The organism is Parasphingorhabdus sp. (genome assembly GCF_965233695.1).
Lineage (GTDB): Bacteria > Pseudomonadota > Alphaproteobacteria > Sphingomonadales > Sphingomonadaceae > Parasphingorhabdus.
Map to the genome: position 1 here is coordinate 2,097,456 of NZ_OZ247497.1, position 20,718 is coordinate 2,118,173.

Genomic DNA, 20,718 nt, shown 5'->3' on the forward strand with positions numbered 1-20,718 from the left:
CCTAAAAACTTTTATAGGCCAGTCTTTCGGGACTGGCCTTTTTTTTGCCGGAAATCCGGCTCTTCTCACCCTGATCGCCCGATTTCGGTCAATTACAGGGTCGCATAATTGCAAACGCCTCCCTATCTTGTTGGTAACAATAAAAGTGGCAGGAGTTCATCCCCCTATGTCTGATCCCAAATCCGAATCCAAATCTGACCCTGAATCCGATTCCCAGATGATAAAGCTGCAAGTCGCCAATGCACGGCCGGAAGACAGTGGCCGCGGACTTGCTCGCCTGTCGCGGGACAATCTTGCCAAACTGGGCTTGATGGAAGGCGATGTTGTTGAAATATGCGGCAAGCAAGCCACGCCGGCCCGTGCCGTTTTACCCTATCCCGAAGACGAAGGACTGGATTTCGTCCGGCTCGACGGTTTGCAGCGCGCCAATGCGGGTGTCGGTTCCGGCGATTTTGTCGAAATCCGCAAGGTTGAGTCAAAAGCAGCGAAGAAAGTTATATTCGCTCCTGCACAAAAAGACTTGCGGCTGCATGGCAGCGGTGCCGGTCTGAAGCGCAGCTTCATGGGGCGCCCGCTCAACGCCGGCGACTTTGTCGCGACCCACGGCCAGCAGCAGGTCGACCGCAGCGACATGCCACCACAGTTGCAGCAAATGCTGGCCGCGCCCGCTTTCTCGTTGACTCAAATCCGCCTGATGGTGGTGTCGACCGCACCCAAGGGCTTTGTCCATATTGACGAGAATACCGAAGTCGAACTGCGCCCGGAATATGAAGAATCAACGGAACACCGCCGTGCTGATGTGACCTATGATGATATTGGCGGATTGCATGAAACCATCGATCAATTGCGAGAGATGGTGGAGCTGCCGTTGCGCTATCCGCAGTTATTTACCCGCCTGGGTGTCGATCCGCCACGCGGCGTGTTGTTGCATGGTCCTCCGGGAACCGGGAAGACACGGCTGGCCCGTGCTGTGGCAAATGAAAGTGACGCAGAATTTTTCCTGATCAACGGTCCGGAAATCATGGGGTCTGCCTATGGCGAGTCCGAGAAGAAGCTGCGGGAAGTTTTCGAAGCGGCGACCAAGGCGGCGCCTTCGATATTGTTCATAGATGAAATCGACTCGATCGCGCCCAAGCGCGGTGAGGTGCAGGGAGAGACAGAGAAGCGTCTGGTGGCCCAGCTTCTGACATTGATGGACGGTCTGGAATCGCGCCTCAATCTGGTGGTGATCGCAGCGACCAATCGTCCGGAAGCGATTGATGAAGCGCTGCGCCGTCCGGGACGGTTTGACCGGGAGATCATCGTCGGTGTTCCCGATCTGCGCGGCCGTAAAGAAATACTGGGTATCCACACCCGCGGCATGCCGTTGGAGTCAGCGGTCGACCTTCAGGAACTGGCGCGCACGACATATGGCTTTGTTGGTGCCGATCTGGCTGCCTTGACGCGCGAAGCTGCGATCGAAGCGGTTCGCCGGATCATGCCGAAACTGGATCTGGAATCCGAAACTGTTCCGCCAGAGGTGCTGGAAGAACTGGTTGTGCGACGTGACGATTTTGTCGAGGCGCTGAAACGAGTGCAGCCATCCGCCATGCGCGAGGTCATGGTGCAGGCTCCGGATGTGCGATGGGAAGATATTGGCGGTCTGGACGACGCGCAGATGCGTTTGAAAGAAGGCATTGAGCTGCCGATGAAAAATCCAGAGGCGTTTACCCGTCTGGGTATTCGCCCGGCCAAGGGATTTTTGCTCTATGGACCGCCCGGAACCGGCAAGACATTGCTCGCCAAAGCCGTCGCACGGGAGGCGGAAGCCAATTTCATCGCGACCAAATCCAGCGATCTATTGTCTAAATGGTATGGCGAGAGCGAGCAGCAGATTGCGCGGCTGTTCGCCCGTGCCCGGCAGGTTGCACCAACCATATTGTTCATCGACGAAATTGACAGTCTGGTCCCGGCCCGCGGGCGCGGGATGGGCGAGCCGCAGGTGACCGAGCGGGTCGTGAACACGATCCTCGCCGAAATGGACGGGCTGGAGGAAATGCAGTCGGTCATCCTGATCGGCGCGACAAACCGCCCCGGCTTGGTTGATCCGGCGCTGCTGCGGCCCGGTCGTTTCGATGAACTGGTTTATGTACCAGTGCCGGAGAAAGAGGGGCGCCGCAGAATTCTCGCCATTCATACGGCTAAAATGCCGATCGATAAAGATGTCGATCTCGATGACATTGCCCAGCGCGCCGAACGCTATTCTGGCGCTGATCTGGAAGATCTGGTTCGCCGTGCCGGGCTCTATGCCCTGCGCGAACATGGCGGGCTGGTCGAAAAGGTATCGATGAAGCATTTTGAGAAGGCATTGAAAGACAGCCGGGCCTCGGTGACGCCGGAAATGGAGGAAGAATATTCAAAAATGGAAGCGCAGCTGAAACAAAATGCGATGCGCGCCGAGCCTATTGGCTTTGTCGCCCCCGGCATGTTGACGCCGGTAAACGACAGCAAGCATGAGTTTTAGCGGTCCGGGTTAGTTATTGAGGATTGGGGGCTTCATCCAGCTTTAGCGTCTTGAAGCCCCAGCCGAAGATGAACAGGCACATGGTGACCGCGATCCAGAAGGGCAGCGCGCTGATATAGGTATAGAGCAATACGCCGATGGCCGGTGAAGCGATAAACGCCATGCCGTTGACAGAAGCCACTATGCCCGCGACGCCATTTTGCTCCGATCGTTCAACCGCAAGCGAAGCACCAGCGGTAAAGCCGGGGCGAAACAGACCAAAGCCGAGCGAGCTGACCGCAAAACCGATGATGATACCATAAAGATCGCTGGATAAGCCGATGATGAAGCAACCGATACCGGCCAGCAACATCCCCCACAGAACCGACGACCGCGGCCCCATTTGCAGCAGCGGGATCAGCCCCCATTGCGCAAGCAAGGTTGCTGCGGCGCCGGACATCAGCACAATGCCGGTCATTTCAATCGCGGTCTTGGGATCGTCCCGCAGGCCGAGCCGGTCGAGCACCAGAAAGCCGATGACACCCAGAATGACGGCATGGGCATTGCCGCCCATGATGCCTGTGATCAGCCAAGGTTTGATCCGCTTGTCACCCCATCGCAATCGTGGCGGTATGCCGTCCGGGGAGGGTTTTCCAACCGGTTGGTCTTCGTGGCCGTCGTCTTTCAGGCTGCCGGCGGAAGGCGCGGCACTATAAGGTTCCGAGGTCACCACACCGCGCGCTTCAAAACCCGGATCATCATTGGGCAGTTTCAGCGCCAATGCGATCATCACAATGATGCCGATCAGGGCGAAGGCAAACATCGGGCTGGAAAGGCCAAGAACGGGCAAGATCAGCAACGGCGCGATGGCAGGGCCGACAATCGTACCAAGGCCAAAAGAGGAGGCGATCAAAGACAGCGCTTTGGTCCGGTCTGCGCGCGGCGTCCGGGCTGCCACATAGGCTTGCACCGCCGGGGGGGCTGCGGAGCCCAGGCCGCCATATAGGCTCCGGAATATCGCAAACAGGACGAAGGTCCAAATCGCGCCATACCATCCCAGCAATCCTAGAAAGAGCGCCAGACCCGCTAGTGCCATAGACGCGGTAAAACCAATCATCCCCAGCCGCATCAGTGCTTTGCGTCCGCGATGGTCAGACAGGCGGGCCCATTTGGGCGCCGTGTAAACCCACAATAATGCCGACCAGCTAAACGCCGCGCTGACCCAGAAATCCGGGATTTTCAATTGGGTTCCGATGGTCGGCAAGATCGACTGCATCGCGGTATTGCCGGACGCCGTGACGAGCATGACCGCGAACAGCACCGTCATGCGGGTGCTGTCTATCGGTTTATGCTTTTTGGCCTCCAGAGGCGGGGCAGGAGAATCAGCCATGAGCTCCTATGGCACGCTATTTTGGTCGTTCCCAGATTTATTCCAGTCATAGCTGCGTTCAATGCGCGCAACATGCAGCGTGTAGCTTTCATACCATTTGCCGCGACCCTGTTCACGAATGGCTGTGTGCACCGGATGATCGCGCCATGCTTTTGCAGCGGCGTCATTCTGCCAATAGCTTACAGTGATGCCGAGGCCGTTTTCCGAGCGACTGCTATCCTGCCCGAGATAACCGGTTTGCTGGGCGGCGAGGTTGCTCATAACATCAGCCGCAGCTTTATAGGCCTCATCATCGTCCCGGGTGCGCTGGGCGCAAAAGATTACGGCGATGGACTCGGGAGGATGCAGTTTCATATTGTTCTTTTAAACCTCTCCCCGCCTCGGACAAGCGCGAACATGTTTGAATATAGCACTGTTATGGCCTAATAAGACAGCGGGATGACAAATGGAGAAAGTGATTGACCAACAGCCTTGCAAAAGCGCCGATATGGGGCCGAATCAAACTGCGCGCGGCTCGAACTTTTGGCGCATGGGGCGTTTTCTTTAAGGGATTTTTGAAGCACCCGGTAATGGTTGGTTCGATCATTCCTTCGTCGGCCGTAACTGTCAAAAAGATGCTGGAGCCGGTGAACTGGAGCGAATGCGATGTGTTTGTTGAATATGGCCCCGGGATTGGCACATTCTGTCGGCCGGTGCTGGAGCGCATGAAGCCGGATGCGACGTTGATCGTCATCGATCTCAATCCCGATTTTATCGATTATCTCAGCAAGACCATTCGTGACAGCCGCTTCTATCCGATCCATGGATCGGCAGCCGATGTGCAGCAGATTATCCGTGATCTGGGTCATGACAAAGCCGACTATATCCTGTCAGGCCTGCCATTCTCGACCTTGCCCAATCAGCTCGGTCCCAAAATAGCAAAAGAAACATATGACGCCTTGCGTCCGGGTGGCGCCTTTCTGGTCTATCAATTCGTCAAACGCGCCCGCGATTTCATGGCGCCGCATTTCGATCGGATTGACAACGGCTATTCGATTTGGAACATCTTGCCGTGCCATTTGTTCTGGGGCTGGAAAAAGAAATAGGTTCTTGTCCTGTCTCTTTCATCGGCATTGTAGTTGGTCGATGCGAGTCTACCGTTTGTCGAAGACCAAACAGGACTTGCGCGACAAGTCCGCATGCTCATAGTAGTTTCCAGATATACAATATTTGAAGAGGATTTCCGGATGTCACGTTTCCCCCGTACGATTGCGCTTGCGCTTGCCTCCACGGCTTTAAGCTTCGCTGCCCCGGCTCTGGCCGACGATCATGGCGGTGCCAAGCCTGCACCGGTCAGTGAGCTGGTCGACGCCGTTAATATTCCTTACGAGCGGTTCACCCTGGACAATGGTTTGAAAGTTTTGATCCACACCGATCGCAAGGCACCGATTGTGGCGGTTTCAATCTGGTATGGTGTCGGCTCTGCGCATGAACCGGAAGGCAAAACGGGCTATGCCCATCTTTTCGAGCATATCATGTTCAATGGCTCCGAAAACGCACCGGGTGACTATTTTGAACCGCTGCGTCAAATTGGTGCAACAGATCTGAACGGCACGACCTGGCTGGACCGCACCAACTATTTTCAGACAGTACCAAAATCGGCCCTCGAAGTGGCCCTGTTCCTTGAAAGTGACCGTATGGGCCATCTGCTCGGCGCGGTGACGCAGGAAAAGCTCGACAACCAGATTGGTGTTGTTTCGAACGAGAAGCGTCAGGGCGATAACCGGCCCTATGGCCTGGTAAGCTATCGCCAGACGGAATTGCTGTTCCCGGACGCGCATCCTTACGGCCACAGCACGATCGGATCGTTGGAAGATCTCGAAGCCGCTTCTCTGGATGACATGAAGCAATGGTTTATCGACCATTATGGTCCCAATAATGCAATTTTGGTACTCGCCGGTGATATCGATGCCGCGACCGCCAAGCCGCTGGTGGAAAAATGGTTTGGCGCCATTCCAAAGGGCAAGCCGATACCAGTGCTGAACCCGAAACTGCCGACTTTGGACGCGCCGGTTTTTGATGTGATGAAAGACAAGGTTGCGACCACGCGGATATATCGCAACTGGGTGGTGCCGGGTCTCAATGACCCCGATTACACGCCGCTTGATGTCGGCATGACCGTGCTGGGCGGTCTGGCCAGCTCGCGGCTTGATAATATCATGGTGCGCGAAGAGAAAAACGCCGTGGCGGTTTCTGCGTTCGTGCTGCCTTTTGTCCATGGTAGTCTGGTGCAGATTCAGGCGGATGTGAAGCCGGGTGAAGATGCCGACGTGGTTGCCAAGCGGCTGGATGATATCATCGCCGACTTCATCGAAAACGGTCCGACCGAAGATGAAGTGCAGCGGGTTGCGACCCGCGATGCCGCTGCCCGGATAGCGGGATTGGAGCAGGTTGGCGGCTTTAATGGCAAGGCCACCGCGCTGGCGCAGGGCGAGCTTTATTCCGATGATCCGAAATATTACAAGAAAGAATTGGACCGGCTGGCGTCGGCAACGCCCGCATCGGTGACCGCAGCGATGAAGAAATGGCTGACACGGCCGGTTGTTGGTATTCGCGTGGTGCCTGGCGAACGCGAAGCCTATGAGGAAGTTGAATCCGGTAAAGGCGCACGCACCGGATCGCTGACCAGTCCGGCCTTCTATATGCAGGGTGATAGCGAGCAGGCAACTCCTGTCGCGGTTGACCGCTCCTCTTTTCCGCCGGTAGGCGACATTCCCAATGTTGATTTTCCGGATGTCGAAACTGCAACCTTGTCCAACGGTATCAAGGTCTATTTTGCGCAGCGTAATGCAGTTCCGATGACCCGCGTGACCCTGTCATTTGATGCCGGGGCTGCTGCTGATCCCGCCGACAAGGTCGGTCTTCAGAATTTCACCACCGCCGTGATGGAAGAAGGCACGACCAGCCTGACCTCGGTACAGATTGCCGAGCAGCAAGAGCGTTTGGGCGCCAATGTCAGCGTTGGCGGTGGACGCGACCGGACGGACGTCAATCTTAGCGCGGTTAATCCGAATCTCGATGCGTCGCTCGACCTGATGGCGGATATTGTCAAAAATCCGGCTTTCAAAACAGACGATATCGAGCGTATGCGGGTCCAGCAGCTTACGGCTATCGACCGGGAAGAAAGTGATCCGCTCAGCATCGCGACGAACGCTTTGCCGCCATTGATGTTCGGTGACGCCCATCCTTATGGTCGCGGCCTGTCTGGCAACGGCACGAAAGAGTCCGTCACAGCGATTACACGAAATGATCTGGTGAATTTCCATCAAAGCTGGATGCGTCCTGAAAATGCGACCATCTTTGCGGTTGGCCAGATTGACCAGCAGGCATTGCTCGAAAAACTGGAAATGCGCTTTGGCGAGTGGCAACCGGAAGGCCAGCCGGCAGCCGGCAAAAATTTTGATGCCACGATCCCCGAGGCAGAAGGCAAAATCGTGGTCATCCACCGCGCCAACAGTCCCCAATCAATGATCCTCGCCGGACAGGTTTTACCGTATAAAGGCACGGATGATTTGTTGACGCTCAATGCCGCTAATGAAATTCTTGGCGGCAATTTCCTGTCGCGGATCAACATGGACCTGCGTGAAACCAAGGGCTGGAGCTATGGCACCCGCAACACGGTGCTGCGCGGTGAACATGAGGTGCCTTATATCATGCGGGCTCCGGTCCAGACCAATCAGACCGGTCCGGCCGTTGCTGCGATCATGGGCCAGGTGAAAGACTTTCTTGGCGATAATGGCGTTACCCCGGCAGAGCTGGAGCGGACGGTGAACGGCAATGTTCGCCAGCTGCCCGGACAGTTCGAACAGTCCCGCCGGGTATTGGATCAAATGCAAGGCGATGTGATGTTCAAACGGCCGTCCAACTATGCGGAAACCGTGGCTGATCGCTATAAGGCGCTCACGGCCGATGATCTCAACCAGGCGATGGCGAGTGCGATTGATCCCGACAAGTTCACCTGGGTGATTGTCGGTGATGCGGACAAGATCAAGACGCAGCTCGAAGCGCTTGATATGCCGATCGAATATCGCGGCTATGAAGCTGGTAACACCGATGTTAGTAAGGCAGGCAGTTCAGATGATTCGGCGGTCGGGCAAGACTGACCGACGGTTCAGGGCTAAGATACAAAAGGAGAATATAATGTCGATTGATGGTTCATATGATTGCGTAACCAAATCCCCCATGGGTGACCAGGCCTCTGTCGTGACAATCGTCACCAATGGCGATACGTTCACTGGCACCAACGAAGGCTCAATGGGCTCGATGGAACTGGAAGACGGCAAGATTGACGGCAACGAGTTGACCTGGGTCATGAACATGACCGTGCCGATGCCAATGAAACTGGAAGGCAAAGCGACGATTGTCGACGGCGTTCTGACCGGTTCTGTCAATGCCGGCGCTTTTGGTGAAATGGCGATGAGCGGCACCAAGAAATAAGGCTGATAGCCAGACACAAAAAAGGCCGCTACCCAATAGGGTTAGCGGCCTTTTTAATGATATGTGATGATTGGAGTTATTGCACCACAATGCTCACCGCACGGCGATTCTGTGCCCAGGCCGCTTCGTTGGAGCCCAAGGCTTCGGGGCGTTCCTTGCCATAGCTGACCGTGGTCATCCGGGTCGGACTGACACCCAGCGAAGCCAGATAGTTTTTGGCCGCATTGGCGCGGCGCTCACCAAGCGCGAGGTTATAATCGCGGGTGCCGCGTTCGTCAGCATGGCCTTCAATCGTGATCTGCGCATTGGGATGCTGGGCCAGCCACTGGGCCTGACTTTGGAGGACCACCTGATCCTGCGAATCCACATTATAACGATCCGTATCAAAAAGGATGCGGTCCGACATCGTGTTTGCCAGAAAATCGCCTTGTGAACCGGGCGCATAGCCAGGACCCGTATCTGTTGGCGGCGCAACAGGATCGGCGGTTCCGACCGGTGCTGGTGGCAATTCTTCCGGTGCCTTTTTCGCGCAGCCTGCAAGGATGAGGCTTGAGGTAATCAGCAGGGGGGTCGCATATTTTAACATATTTCTGCTCCTAGTCTAATGTGCCCTTACGGGTAGTTATAAGCTGTTTTCAGTTACTTGTCCTACTTTTCTTGCAATCTGTATAAGAATTTTACGGCAGCAACGGTCCCCATGCCGGATCAGAGCCATTCACGGGTGTGGGTAACTGGCGTTCGTTTCGGCCCGTTAGATCGACCTGCCAGATACCGGTATTGCCGCTGCCACGGGTGGTTCGGAAAAACTGGATGATCCGGCCATTGGGTGCCCAGGTCGGTGCCTCGTCCTGCCAGCTATTGGTCAGCAACCGCTCACCACTGCCGCCGGGGGTCATGACGCCAACACGGAAATTGCCCGCGATCTTGGTGAAGGCGATCAGATCGCCACGCGGGCTCCATTCCGGTGTCGCATAGCGTCCACCGCCAAAGCTTATCCGCCGCTCGTCACCACCATTGGCGCCCATCACGTAGAGTTGCTGGCTGCCCGAACGGTCACTTTCAAACACGATCCGGCTGCCATCGGGGGAGAAGCTGCCGCCGATGTCGATCCCTGGTGAAAAGGTCAGCCGTTTGGGTTGTCCGCCTTGTGAAGAGACTTTGTAGATATCGGTATTACCGGCAATCGCCATGGAATAGAGTATCCACTTGCCATCGGGTGACCAGCGCGGCGCGAAGGTCGGATTGGTGCTCTGGGTAATCAGCTTTTGCTGCCCGGTACCGATCTCGTAAATATAGATACGCGGATTGCCGTCGAGAAAGCTGAGATAGACGATCTTGGAGTAATCCGGCGAGAATCGCGGGGTGAGGGCGGTTGCCTGTCCATTGGTGATGAACCGGTGATTGGCCCCGTCACTATCCATGATCGCCAGTCTTTTGCGGCGGTTATCCTTCGGGCCGGTCTCGGCAATATAGGCGATCCGGCTGTCAAAGAAGGGCGATTCCCCGGTCAGGCGCGAATAGATACTGTCGGCACATTTATGTGCCGCCCGCCGCCAATCCCGTGGCGCGACCACAAAGCCTTGCCGGGTGAGTTCGGTTTGCAGTGCAACATCATAGAGATAGCAGCCAACCGTCAGCTTGCCGTCGCCATTGGTGCGGACAAATCCCTGAATCAAGGCAGATGCGTTGGTGCCGTTCCAATAGGGAAATTGCGGCGCTGTCACTTCGGAAAAGCTGATTCCGCGCACCTGATTGCGGCCAAGCGGTTTGAACAAGCCGCTGGATTGCAGGTTGCTGACAATCACGTCGCTGATCTTGTTGCCAAGTTCCGCCGTGGTGCCAGCCGCGGTTTCCTGATTCTGCGGAGTCGGCAGGCCGGGCACGGCGATGGTCAGTTCATCGGCGCCGACATTATCAACATCAACGGTCAGCTGGGCCTGCGCTGGCACGGCCATTCCGACTGTCAGTCCGGCCATTGCCATAACGGCCATAATCCAGGAACTGATACGCTTAGAGGCTGTGATAGCCATTATGGTCTCCTTCATTCCGAGCTTATATACCGAGGTATAGAACAGGTTCGATAACCTGCCACTCGCTATAATATTTCTCGGGAAATGTTGTGTAGGGTGCAGCCAGCTTCACAGCGGCAATAGCACGCTCCTTGTGAATATCGGCCTGCGACCGATTGCTGGGCGTAATTCCTGTTGTTGTAGCGGTTGGAGTGCCGACAATATTGCCGCTGCGGTCCAGCCGTGCGGTCACTTTTGTGCGCAGTTTTTCGGCATCCGCGCCAGTGGGCGGTTTCCATTGGCGTTTCAGCTGCCGGTAAAGCTCTTGCTGCAAGGATGCGACCGCCCTGGCCGAGGCCTTTTCACCAGTGACATTCTGGTTACGGCTGACCGAAGACTGATCGGTGACCCCTTTCAGAAAATCTTTGCCGAGACGCGATCCCTTGGGTTTGGGTTCGGGGTCGATCCTGGTTTCCGGCTTTGGTCTGGCAGCCGGCTTTTCCCGAGGTGGAGCCGGCTTTACATCCGGTGCCGGGGTCAATTCGACGGGATCGGGCTTGCTGAGATCTTCGGGATCAGGATCACCCAGCTCTGGTGCCACACTGGTTGCGGGCGGGACCAGGGCAGGATTGGGAGAAGCGCTTTCCAGACCGACTTCGTCGGCGATCATGACTTCGATAGCTTTGGGTTTAAAGGCTTCGTCCGGCTGGGACAAAAGGCTGAACGAAAGTAGGCCGAACAAGGCAATATGCCCGCCAGCCGCGACGCCTAAGCCAATTTTTTCAGCTCTCTCCATAACAGCCTGTGATTTCTAATTTCACTCAGATGAACCTGTTGTGACTAATGATACCCGGTTCAGGCCTGCCCGGTTGAGCTCTCCCATAACCCCCATGATAAGCCCGTAATCCAGCGTTTTATCGCCGCGCAGCATAATTTGCCGGGGGTCTTCGGCGCTCTGATTTGCGGCAATTTCGTTTAATCGCGCGGCCAAGGCATTTCGGCTCATTTCTTCGTCATCGAGGTAAATGCGGCCCTCCTGATCTATCGAAATCTGCACCGGTTGCTGTTCCTGATCCAGTGCGTTGGCGCGGCTTTCGGGCAGGTCGACCGGCACGCCTGTGACCAGCAGCGGTGCGGTAATCATGAAGATGATCAATAGCACCAGCATGACATCGACAAAGGGGGTGACGTTAATCTCCGACATCGGCGCGCGGCCGCGATTGCGGCGGCCATTACCCGGGGCAAGATTCATTCCCATGGTTTATTCCCCCATTTCCAGTTCGCGGCTCATCGTCGCGTGGAATCCATCGGCAAAACGGCCCATACGGGCTTCCAGCTTGTTCAGCCTGTGGGAGAAGCGGTTATAAGCGATAACCGCTGGAATCGCGGCAAATAGACCGATGGCGGTGGCAAACAGCGCTTCGGCAATGCCGGGCGCAACGACGGCCAGCGAGCTATTCTGCTCCGCCGCAATGGCCGAGAAACTGCGCATGATGCCCCAGACCGTTCCGAACAGACCGACAAAGGGGGCAACGCTGCCCACCGTGGCCAGAAAATTCAGCCTGTCCGCCAATTTGTCCACTTCATGCTCTATTGTTGCGTTCATCGCTGTTGCCAGCCGTTGCCGCGTACCATCACGGTCAATCGGTCCGCGCGCGGTAGACCGCCGCCATTCGCGCATGCCCGAGGCCAGCACCTTGGCGATAGGCAGGCCGGATTTGCCATGGTCATTATAAAATTGGTCAACGTCATTGGCCTTGGAGAAGGAATTTTCGAACCGGTCTGTCCGTCGTCGGACCTGACCTATTTTCATCGCAAAGCTGACAATGATCGTCCAGGTCCACACGCTGGCCAGCAGCAGCCCGATCATTACCGCTTTGACTATGATATCCGCCTGCAAAAACAAGGCAAAGGGCGAAAACTCACCGGAAGCTGCATGGATCGAAAGACTGTCTAGCAAGGCTGTTTCCTCTTAATTTTCTATTCCTCATCCGCGATGACAGCCGCAAAGGCTTTCGTCCACGCCTCAGGTTGCCGTCGTGGCCGCCCGGCGGGCGTAAGGAAGGCTGCCTGAACGCTGGCTGACGTTATTTTTTCGTCACCGCGCATGATGATTTGTTCGATGTTCACGCTGGCTTTACGCAATTTGCTCACATGACTGACGACTAGCAGATTATCCTGAAATTTGGCGGGCGCAATATATTTAATCTGCAAATCGACGACGGCATAAGCGCCATCATCCGCTTCAAAGGCTGCGCGCTGGTCCATGCCGAGTTGATGCAGCATGTCGGAGCGCGCCCGCTCCATGAATCTCAGGTAATTGGCGTGATAGACAATACCGGAAAAGTCGGTGTCTTCGTAATAGACACGACAGGCAAAATAGTGATGATAGTCGCGAAATTGACCTTCATGCGGACTGATATCGGACGGAAGATTACTAATGGCATCCATCTTCGGGACATTAGTCAGCTGATTCCAGCGGGGAAAGCGCTAATGATTCCGTTCAGCGTAAAATTGAGTCTTTTTGGCGGTTAACTGACGGAAATCATTTCCAATCCTCTTCCGACATGGCTTTTCCGGTTTCGATCATGCTCTTGAGGTTGCTCAGAACAGCAGACCAACCTTCTCGAACGCCTATGTCCATCGAAGAACCGGGTTCCAGTTCACTATGGGTCACAGTCAGTTTCGTATCCGGGCCCAGCGCAACCAGTTCATAAGTTACCCGCGACAATTTGGCCGGTTCGTCTGCCTCGTCCGCAAAGGCCCAGCTCCAGACCATCTTCCGCGGTGGATCCATTTCGATAATCTGACCCCTTACAGTGACCTTGCCGCTGTCGCTGCCGACATGTTCCCAGCGTGATCCTTGTTTCCAGTCGGATTCATTATAATGGCCCCAATAGGCTTTGGTCATTTCACGGTCGATCAGGCCGTTCCAGACTGTTTCCGCGCTGGCGGCAATATAGATGGTGTAGACGAAATCAGGCGCGCACGGTTCACCGGTCGAGGCACGGGTTGGGATGGTTTCTACAGGGGTGATATCAGGCATGGCGTTTCTCCTGTTCTGGTTTTTGTTTGTCTTCGATCTGATCTTTGAAATCGGTCAGCGCGTCGATGCGGGCATCTTCAAACTTGCCGACCCAGCGGTGGACAATGTCAGCGAGTGGGACCGGATTGAGATAGTGAAGCTTGCTTCGTCCCTGCCAGTGAACAGAGACCAGATTGGCTTTTTCCAATATTCCGAGATGCTTCGCGACCCCCTGACGAGACATGGGGAAGCCCTCGCACAAATCATTCAGGCTCTGTCCGCCTTTCTCAAAAAGGCGGTCGAGAAGCAGGCGGCGCGACTCATCGGCAAGGGCTTGGAAGATATCTGTCATGCCCGCTATTAAGCAACTAAATGGTTGCATGTCAAGATCACTGCCGAACGCGCTGCTGTTTGCTCGCATTGGCGAGAGAGGAAAATGCGCTAATCCGCTTTCCTACATGCTCTCAAAACGCTATACCCGCGCCGGTTCTTTCTTAACTTTGAATATCCGTAAACCCGCAGCCTTCCGACCTTTTCGGGGGTAAAGGAAATCCTGCTTTGGGGTGTGTGACCCTATTTTGAGATTATACGTGCGAATACTATCTGCTGCGCTCACCCTGAGCTTGTCGAAGGGTGTTTGGTGCCACGGTCGTGACGTCCTTCAGGATGCTTCGACGAGCTCAGCATGAGCGCAAGATGAAGCGTTCCCGTGGCCCATCGGCAATTTTTTTATCGCGCGCAGGTCACACATAGCGCCGCGGCGGGATCAATTTCCAAACGCTTGTAGGCAATGGGCTCCCCACATTCGGCGCACCAGCCATATTCGTCTTCGTCTATGCGTTTAAGCGCGATATCGATGCGGGCGAGGTCGCTGGTTCGGCGACGTGCTTCGGCCCGCGCCATTTCCTGTTGCTGCATCGCATCCATCCGCGACAGGCGGCCGACGCTTTGCTGGTCGAGCTCCACAGTATCGCTCCAACCCGCAGCTTCCTCATCCAGCGCTTTGAGCCCTGCCTGTCGTTCGAGCATAATGGTCTTCAAGGCCGCGATCTGACTTTTGGAAAGATCGTCTGCCATAGCAGCCTATTCTGCCTGGGGAGCGAGCAAGTCCAGCGCGGCGGCGGTCATGGCTTCGGTGCCCAGTGTGACCGACTCTCGTGGTGCGACTTTGAAAAAGGGCGAGTGGTGCGATGGCACCGGCTTGCCGCCCGCTTCCTCGGCGTCAAAGTCGGCTTGTGGCGTCCCGCCAACGTTGAAATAGACACCCGGCACATCGGTATTCGGGGAAACGAAATAGGCAAAATCTTCGCCGCCCATGCCTTGGCGTGGTTTATTGTCGAAAATATCGGCGCCGAAGCGGTTCTTGAAGACCGTCTGGACACGTTTCGTCAGGGCCGCGTCATTGTAAACCGCAGGGGTGGCCTCATGCGACACTTTCACTTCCGGCAGCTTGTCTTCCGGCAGATCGTTCATTCTGCCGACATTGGTGGCCACCCGTTTGATGCCAGACAGCAGTTTCTGCCGCGTTTCATCATCGTCGGAGCGGACCGTCAATTGCAGGACAGCGCGATCAGAAATGATGTTATGCTTGAAGCCGCTGTGAAAGGAACCGACCGTTATCACCGCCGGTTTCAGCGGCGCTATTTCGCGGCTGACGATGGTCTGGAGGCCCATGATAATCTGCGCGCCCATGACAATCGGGTCTTTGCCACGATGGGGTGAGGCACCGTGCGCGCCGACACCATGAACGATGATGTCGACCGTATCGACCGACGAATAGCTAATCCCTTCGCTCAGCGCCAGCTTGCCGGTGGGTGTGTCCGCGCTGACATGAAAGGCCATGGCAAAATCGGGCTTTGGAAAGCGGCTGTAAAGGCCGTCATCCATCATCATTTTGGCTTCGCCAATCCGTTCTTCAGCCGGTTGGGCAACCAGCACAATCGTGCCGCTCCACTGGTCCTTCATTGCCGAGAGGCGGCGCGCGGTTCCGATCAGTGAGGTAATATGCACGTCATGGCCGCAAGCATGCATGACGGGCTTTTCTTCGCCATCGATACTGACTTGCTTGACGGTCGACATATAGTCCAGCCCGCTATCCTCGACGAGCGGCAGGCCATCCATATCGGCGCGCAGCATCAGCGTCGGGCCGTCGCCATTTTTCATGACAGCGACGACACCCGTGCCGCCCACTTTTTCCGTGACGTCCCATCCGACCGCTCGCCATTCCTCTGCAATAATGGCAGCAGTACGGGTTTCCTTGTAGGACAGTTCGGGGTTTTTGTGAAAATCGATAAACAGCGCTTCCAGCTTGGCATCATAATCCGCCGCGACGGCCTTTGCGAGATCAGTCGATTGGGCCGCTGCCGGTACGCCATATAAAAGAGCGGTGCCTGCTGCCAGAGCCAGAAATGCATGTTTCAAGATTTTTCTCCCCGAAGAATTTCAGTCCTTATGCTGGCCCAACACGAAAAGCGCAAAGCTTATTGCCTTCCGGATCCCGAAAATAGGCTGCGTAAAAGGCTTGCGGGCCTTCATCGCCACGCAGTCCCGGAGGGCCTTCATCGCTGCCGCCCAGTTCCATCGCCTTGTTGTAAAAGCTGTCGACTTGCGCCCGTTCTTCAAAGGGAATAGCGATCATGTTGCCATTCCCTGGCGCGGCCTTTTGGCCATTATAAGGCTGGGTGATCGCAAGCGAGGGCGCGCCCATTTCCGCGCCATAAAGCGTGAAACCACCCTCTTCGAGTTCCATCAATCGTTTGGCACCGATTTCACCGAGCAGCGCATCATAATATGCTTGCGCTTTCTCGATATTATTGACGCCTAGTGTGACATAACCAATCATGATCAACCTCCCATGTTCATTTTGCAGACGCAAAGCTTGTTACCATCAAGATCGCGGAAATAGGCACCGTAAAAGACATCGGGAGCGCGCCATCCCGGCTCGCCTTCATCGGCTGCACCGAGTTCCAGCGCCTTGGCATGCAGTGCATCGATCTGGTCTGTATCGTCAAAGGATAGAGCTACCATCGTGCCGTTACCGAAGCAGGCTTCATTGCCGTCATAGGGGTTGGTGATGCAGATCATCGGCTGGCCCGGCTTCCTGCCGTAAAACTGGCCGCCTAAAGGTGTTTGAAAAAGCTTTTTGATATCTGTGCCTTCGAAAAGCTTATCATAAAACGCGACGGCTTTGTCTTTATCATTGGTACCAAGCATGGTGTAGGCAATCATCTGTGTTTCTCCTGAGGGGTTTTATCGAGGTTGTTGATTCGGTTTCGGAGTGAAACCTATCACTCACAGAAATAGATGCAATGACCTGACGGGTCATTTTCCGGTACCTGCGTTCGAAAAAAGGCAGTGCCACGCCCGCGCGCCGGATCGACCCAAAGGCCGGATTTCAGGGCATAGGCTTCACCGCTGTGGCCAAAGCGCGTTTTGCCGTCGCCAAAAGGGTCGTCTTTGCAGGATGCGGGGCGTCCCGGTGCTGCCAGAATATGGACCGCCAAGCCGTAAGCACAGAAATAGCCGTCTTCGCTGTCACCGTTGGTGCCATCATATGTCCATGCTGGGTTGGTCATTATGGCAATGCTCGATCTGCTAAGGAAAGTGCCGTCATTGCGCACGAACATTTGTCCGACTTTCGCAAGATCAAGGACGGAAATACGCAAACCGCCTTGCGGGCTGTAGACCGAGCCGGTTACGCCGAGTGTGTAGGATCGCAGATCGCAACTGCCATCGCGAGCGGGAACCAACGAGCATTCTTCCCGGACACCGCGCAGATCATCGCGGGCGACATCACCATTGGCGCGATAAAGCGTAACGGCAGCGGCAATCTTTTGATCGCTGCACAAGGTCCAGTTGAAACAGGCATCGAGCGCGAGTGGCTCAAAAACTTCGTCCTGCATGATCCGGTCAAAACGCTTGCCCGTTGCCGCTTCCATAACTGATGCAACAACCGGAAAATTCAAATTGGCATAAGCGAAATACGCACCGGGCGGATGATCATTGTCCCAAGCCTTCGGATCCTGCAATGCGTCTTGCAGCCGTGCGTCCATGGGCAGCGCGTAATTTATGCCATCGCGCAGGCCGGATTGATGCGAAAGCAACTGCTGCAAGGTGATCGGCACATCTGGATAGCCGGGATGGCGCAGGGACCAGGCGAGATGTTCTGATACATCGCGATCGAGCTCCAGTAAGCCTTTCTCGGTCAATCGCATGACAGCGAGACTGACAAAGAGCTTTGAAATCGATGCGATGCGAACCGGGTCATCCGGCATAAGTGCCCGGCCTGTTGTTCGGTTGGACACCCCCTGAATCGCGACAACAGCGTGACGATCGGCATCGAAGTCGACCTTTACGCCTGCCGGAGATCCCGTTGTGGTTGCCGGTTGCGCCGGGGCCAATCCGACAATGCCAAAAAAAACGGAGCAAAAGCACAGGGCCTTTGCTCCGTTATTGATCAAGTTGAACAGCAACTGATTAGCCCGCTGGGCACTTGCCGATACGCTTACCATTATTCTTTGCGGTGATGTTCATTTTCATGCCGCCAGCGCCGCCATCCATGGTCATGGTCATTTCATAGCTGCTGGGGCCATATTGGCCTTTCATCGCCATGTTCATGTCGCCAGGAGCTCCGACATTGGAGCAGGACATTTCAGAATCAATCGCGCCGCCGCTCATATCAAATTTCTTGATTTTGCAGTCGGTCTGCTCTTGCGCTGCAAAAAATTCCGCACCCGGGTTTTTGGCTTGCTCTTCCGTGATGCAGGTTTTGGTCACGGTTTTTTGGCCTTTCATGCCATCAATCATTCCGGCCGGCGCGCCCTCGGGCAGTCCTTCGACTTTTACATCGACAATCTCGACCGTGTTTTCCCACTCACCTGGTTCAAGCGTGACTTCGTTCATCACCTTCGCAACTTCGTCAGCGGTGATATTGCCATCGCCATCGGCATCCGCTGTGTTGCTAGAGCAGCCCGCAAGCAACGCCACGGCGGCAACCGATACAACTAATTTTTTCACTTGGATTTCCCTCATCTGATTACTGAACCCGAATTTGCCATAACCCGATTGATCATCGTTGTAAATTTTGGAAGTGTAACATCATTGAACGCAACATATTGGGGGATGACAATGGACCCGTTTTGTTCCATATCGCTTCCATGGTAAATCTAGTAATCAGAGAAGGTTTGGCGGAACCTGAAACGGATGAAAATTTTGTACCGCATAAACCTGTGCGACCCGAAAAATCGGAAGGCGGCAAATCCTTTGAACTGGTTAGTGACTTTGAGCCTTCGGGAGACCAGCCAGAGGCGATCAAGGAGCTTGTGGAGGGTATAAAGGGCGACGAGCTGGATCAAGTGCTACTTGGCGTTACGGGTTCCGGCAAGACCTTTACGATGGCCAAGATTATCGAGCAAACCCAGCGGCCTGCTCTGATATTGGCACCGAACAAAATTCTTGCTGCCCAGCTTTACGGCGAATTCAAAAACTTTTTCCCTAACAATGCCGTCGAATATTTCGTCAGCTATTATGATTATTACCAGCCTGAAGCCTATGTCGCTCGGTCGGACACCTATATTGAGAAGGAGAGCTCGGTAAACGAAGCGATTGACCGTATGCGCCACAGCGCAACCCGGTCGCTGCTCGAACGAGACGATGTCATTATCGTCGCGTCTGTTTCGTGTCTCTACGGTATTGGTTCGGTCGAGACCTATTCGGCGATGATCTTTGATCTGAAAAAAGAACAGGCGGTTGACCAGCGCGATATCATCCGCAAGCTCGTGTCCCTGCAATATAAACGAAATGATCAGGCCTTTGCCCGTGGGAATTTCCGGGTGCGTGGTGACAATCTGGAAATTTTCCCCTCACATTATGAGGACATGGCGTGGCGCATTTCCTTCTTTGGTGACGAAATTGAGGAGATTGTCGAATTTGATCCTCTGACGGGCAAGAAGGGGGCGAGCCTCAATCAGGTCCGGATTTTTGCTAATTCTCACTACGTAACCCCCGGTCCGACGATGAAACAGGCGATGGAAGCGATTAAGCTGGAGCTGGGTGTGCGGCTGAAAGAGCTGGAAGCCGAGGGCAAGCTGCTGGAGCATCAACGGCTTGAACAGCGGACGAATTTCGATCTCGAGATGATCGCAGCGACTGGCAGTTGTGCGGGTATCGAGAACTACTCGCGCTTCCTGACCGGCCGTTTGCCTGGCGAACCGCCGCCGACCCTGTTTGAATATCTGCCGGATAATGCCTTGCTCTTTGTCGATGAGAGCCATCAGACGGTACCGCAAATTGGCGCTATGTCCAAAGGCGATCATCGCCGCAAGATTACGCTGGCCGAATATGGCTTTCGATTACCCAGCTGTATTGATAATCGTCCGCTGCGATTCAACGAGTGGGACGCGATGCGGCCGCAAACCATCAGTGTATCGGCCACACCCGGCAAATGGGAGATGGAGCAAACCGGCGGTGTATTTGCCGAGCAGGTCATTCGGCCGACCGGGCTGATTGATCCGCCGGTAGAGATCAAGCCGGTTGAGGATCAAGTCGATGATCTGGTCAACGAGTGCAGGAAAGTGGCCCAGCAAGGCTATCGCACCCTAGTCACGACACTGACCAAGCGAATGGCGGAAGACCTGACCGAGTTCATGCATGAAGCGGGTCTGAAAGTCCGCTATATGCACAGCGATGTCGAGACGCTGGAGCGGATCGAGTTAATCCGTGATTTGCGGCTGGGCGTCTATGATGTTCTGGTCGGGATTAACCTGCTTCGTGAAGGACTAGATATTCCCGAATGCGGGCTGGTCGCGATATTGGATGCAGACAAAGAAGGCTTCCTGCGTTCCGAAACTTCGCTGATCCAGACGATTGGCCGCGCGGCGCGAAACGTCGATGGCCGGGTGATCCTCTATGCCGACCGCATTACCGGATCAATGGAACGGGCGCTCAACGAAACCGGACGACGGCGCGAGAAGCAGGAGGCTTATAACAAGCTCCACGGAATCACGCCGCTTTCGATCAAGAAAAATATCGGTGATATTGTTGCGCATGTCGCAAGCAAGGATCAGGTCACCGTGCCGATTGATGATGATACCGACCATCTCGTCGGTCACAATCTGCGCAGCCATATCGAAAGCCTTGAAAAACGCATGCGCGATGCGGCGGCTGACCTGGAATTTGAAGAAGCCGGGCGTCTGCGGGATGAAATTCGCAAGCTGGAGGCTGACGAACTGGGCTTGCCCGCCGATCTGCAACTCGCCAAACCCAAAGGCCGTGCTACCGAAGGCAAACCGGGTACGCGCAAGATGCGTTATGGTAAGACGCAGCGGAAATTTTGATA

General features: G+C 55.3%; 21 protein-coding genes. 5 read left to right on the forward strand and 16 right to left on the reverse strand.

Annotated features, from left to right (window positions below; translation table 11 throughout):
• The first annotated feature begins 166 nt into the window (after positions 1-166).
• Positions 167-2,503 carry a CDC48 family AAA ATPase gene (locus ACO6S1_RS09970; RefSeq protein WP_422346128.1) on the forward strand — a complete coding sequence of 779 codons (2,337 nt, stop codon included), beginning with the start codon at positions 167-169 and terminating at the stop codon, positions 2,501-2,503.
• 13 nt (positions 2,504-2,516) lie between these two features.
• Here ACO6S1_RS09970 and ACO6S1_RS09975 read toward each other — a convergent pair whose 3' ends face one another.
• Positions 2,517-3,872, reverse strand: a complete 1,356-nt coding sequence (locus tag ACO6S1_RS09975) for an MFS transporter (protein ID WP_422342546.1) — start codon at positions 3,870-3,872, stop codon at positions 2,517-2,519.
• Positions 3,873-3,878: 6 nt separating this feature from the next.
• Positions 3,879-4,226, reverse strand: a complete 348-nt coding sequence (locus ACO6S1_RS09980; RefSeq protein ID WP_422342547.1) for an antibiotic biosynthesis monooxygenase family protein — start codon at positions 4,224-4,226, stop codon at positions 3,879-3,881.
• A gap of 104 nt (positions 4,227-4,330) precedes the next feature.
• Between ACO6S1_RS09980 and ACO6S1_RS09985 the strand changes: the two genes are divergently transcribed.
• The 3 genes from ACO6S1_RS09985 (at position 4,331) to ACO6S1_RS09995 (ending at position 8,348) form a co-directional block, all read left to right on the forward strand.
• Positions 4,331-4,957, forward strand: coding sequence for a class I SAM-dependent methyltransferase (locus ACO6S1_RS09985; protein ID WP_422342548.1), 627 nt, complete (start codon positions 4,331-4,333; stop codon positions 4,955-4,957).
• A gap of 141 nt (positions 4,958-5,098) precedes the next feature.
• Positions 5,099-8,014, forward strand: a complete 2,916-nt coding sequence (locus ACO6S1_RS09990; protein ID WP_422342549.1) for a M16 family metallopeptidase — start codon at positions 5,099-5,101, stop codon at positions 8,012-8,014.
• A 37-nt stretch (positions 8,015-8,051) separates the two neighbouring features.
• Positions 8,052-8,348, forward strand: coding sequence for a hypothetical protein (locus tag ACO6S1_RS09995; protein ID WP_422342550.1), 297 nt, complete (start codon positions 8,052-8,054; stop codon positions 8,346-8,348).
• A gap of 76 nt (positions 8,349-8,424) precedes the next feature.
• Here the strand turns inward: ACO6S1_RS09995 and pal are convergent, their stop codons facing one another.
• From pal to ACO6S1_RS10065, 14 genes are all read right to left on the reverse strand, one after another.
• Positions 8,425-8,934, reverse strand: coding sequence for a peptidoglycan-associated lipoprotein Pal (gene pal / locus ACO6S1_RS10000; RefSeq protein ID WP_422342551.1), 510 nt, complete (start codon positions 8,932-8,934; stop codon positions 8,425-8,427).
• A gap of 91 nt (positions 8,935-9,025) precedes the next feature.
• On the reverse strand, positions 9,026-10,378 hold the full coding sequence (tolB, locus tag ACO6S1_RS10005; protein WP_422342552.1) for a Tol-Pal system beta propeller repeat protein TolB: 1,353 nt from the start codon (positions 10,376-10,378) through the stop codon (positions 9,026-9,028).
• Positions 10,379-10,400: 22 nt separating this feature from the next.
• Positions 10,401-11,153 (reverse strand): cell envelope biogenesis protein TolA, encoded by a 753-nt coding sequence (locus ACO6S1_RS10010; protein ID WP_422342553.1) that lies wholly within the window; start codon positions 11,151-11,153, stop codon positions 10,401-10,403.
• A gap of 21 nt (positions 11,154-11,174) precedes the next feature.
• A complete protein-coding gene (tolR, locus tag ACO6S1_RS10015; protein ID WP_422342554.1) occupies positions 11,175-11,615 on the reverse strand; it encodes a protein TolR in 441 nt (146 codons plus the stop codon).
• A 3-nt stretch (positions 11,616-11,618) separates the two neighbouring features.
• Complete coding sequence (gene tolQ / locus ACO6S1_RS10020) at positions 11,619-12,317, reverse strand: protein TolQ (RefSeq protein ID WP_422342555.1); 699 nt, start codon at positions 12,315-12,317, stop codon at positions 11,619-11,621.
• 20 nt (positions 12,318-12,337) lie between these two features.
• Entirely contained in the window at positions 12,338-12,808 is a 471-nt protein-coding gene (locus ACO6S1_RS10025) for a YbgC/FadM family acyl-CoA thioesterase (RefSeq protein WP_422342556.1), read from the reverse strand.
• Positions 12,809-12,902: 94 nt separating this feature from the next.
• On the reverse strand, positions 12,903-13,403 hold the full coding sequence (locus tag ACO6S1_RS10030) for an SRPBCC family protein (RefSeq protein WP_422342557.1): 501 nt from the start codon (positions 13,401-13,403) through the stop codon (positions 12,903-12,905).
• Complete coding sequence (locus tag ACO6S1_RS10035) at positions 13,396-13,734, reverse strand: ArsR/SmtB family transcription factor (protein WP_422342558.1); 339 nt, start codon at positions 13,732-13,734, stop codon at positions 13,396-13,398. Before ACO6S1_RS10035 ends, ACO6S1_RS10030 begins: the two co-directional genes overlap by 8 nt.
• A 377-nt stretch (positions 13,735-14,111) precedes the next feature.
• The gene (locus tag ACO6S1_RS10040) at positions 14,112-14,459 is read right to left on the reverse strand and encodes a TraR/DksA family transcriptional regulator (RefSeq protein ID WP_422342559.1); all 348 of its coding nucleotides are present in this window, start codon (positions 14,457-14,459) and stop codon (positions 14,112-14,114) included.
• Positions 14,460-14,465: 6 nt separating this feature from the next.
• Positions 14,466-15,803 carry an amidohydrolase gene (locus ACO6S1_RS10045; RefSeq protein WP_422342560.1) on the reverse strand — a complete coding sequence of 446 codons (1,338 nt, stop codon included), beginning with the start codon at positions 15,801-15,803 and terminating at the stop codon, positions 14,466-14,468.
• Between the two features lie 28 nt (positions 15,804-15,831).
• The gene (locus ACO6S1_RS10050; RefSeq protein ID WP_422342561.1) at positions 15,832-16,224 is read right to left on the reverse strand and encodes a VOC family protein; all 393 of its coding nucleotides are present in this window, start codon (positions 16,222-16,224) and stop codon (positions 15,832-15,834) included.
• A gap of 2 nt (positions 16,225-16,226) precedes the next feature.
• On the reverse strand, positions 16,227-16,610 hold the full coding sequence (locus ACO6S1_RS10055; protein WP_422342562.1) for a VOC family protein: 384 nt from the start codon (positions 16,608-16,610) through the stop codon (positions 16,227-16,229).
• Between the two features lie 59 nt (positions 16,611-16,669).
• Positions 16,670-17,893 carry a serine hydrolase domain-containing protein gene (locus tag ACO6S1_RS10060; protein WP_422342563.1) on the reverse strand — a complete coding sequence of 408 codons (1,224 nt, stop codon included), beginning with the start codon at positions 17,891-17,893 and terminating at the stop codon, positions 16,670-16,672.
• A complete protein-coding gene (locus ACO6S1_RS10065) occupies positions 17,859-18,398 on the reverse strand; it encodes a DUF3617 domain-containing protein (RefSeq protein WP_422342564.1) in 540 nt (179 codons plus the stop codon). Before ACO6S1_RS10065 ends, ACO6S1_RS10060 begins: the two co-directional genes overlap by 35 nt.
• A gap of 140 nt (positions 18,399-18,538) precedes the next feature.
• Here ACO6S1_RS10065 and uvrB point away from each other — a divergent pair, with 140 nt between their 5' ends.
• Positions 18,539-20,716, forward strand: a complete 2,178-nt coding sequence (gene uvrB, locus ACO6S1_RS10070) for an excinuclease ABC subunit UvrB (protein WP_422342565.1) — start codon at positions 18,539-18,541, stop codon at positions 20,714-20,716.
• Positions 20,717-20,718 lie beyond the last annotated feature (2 nt).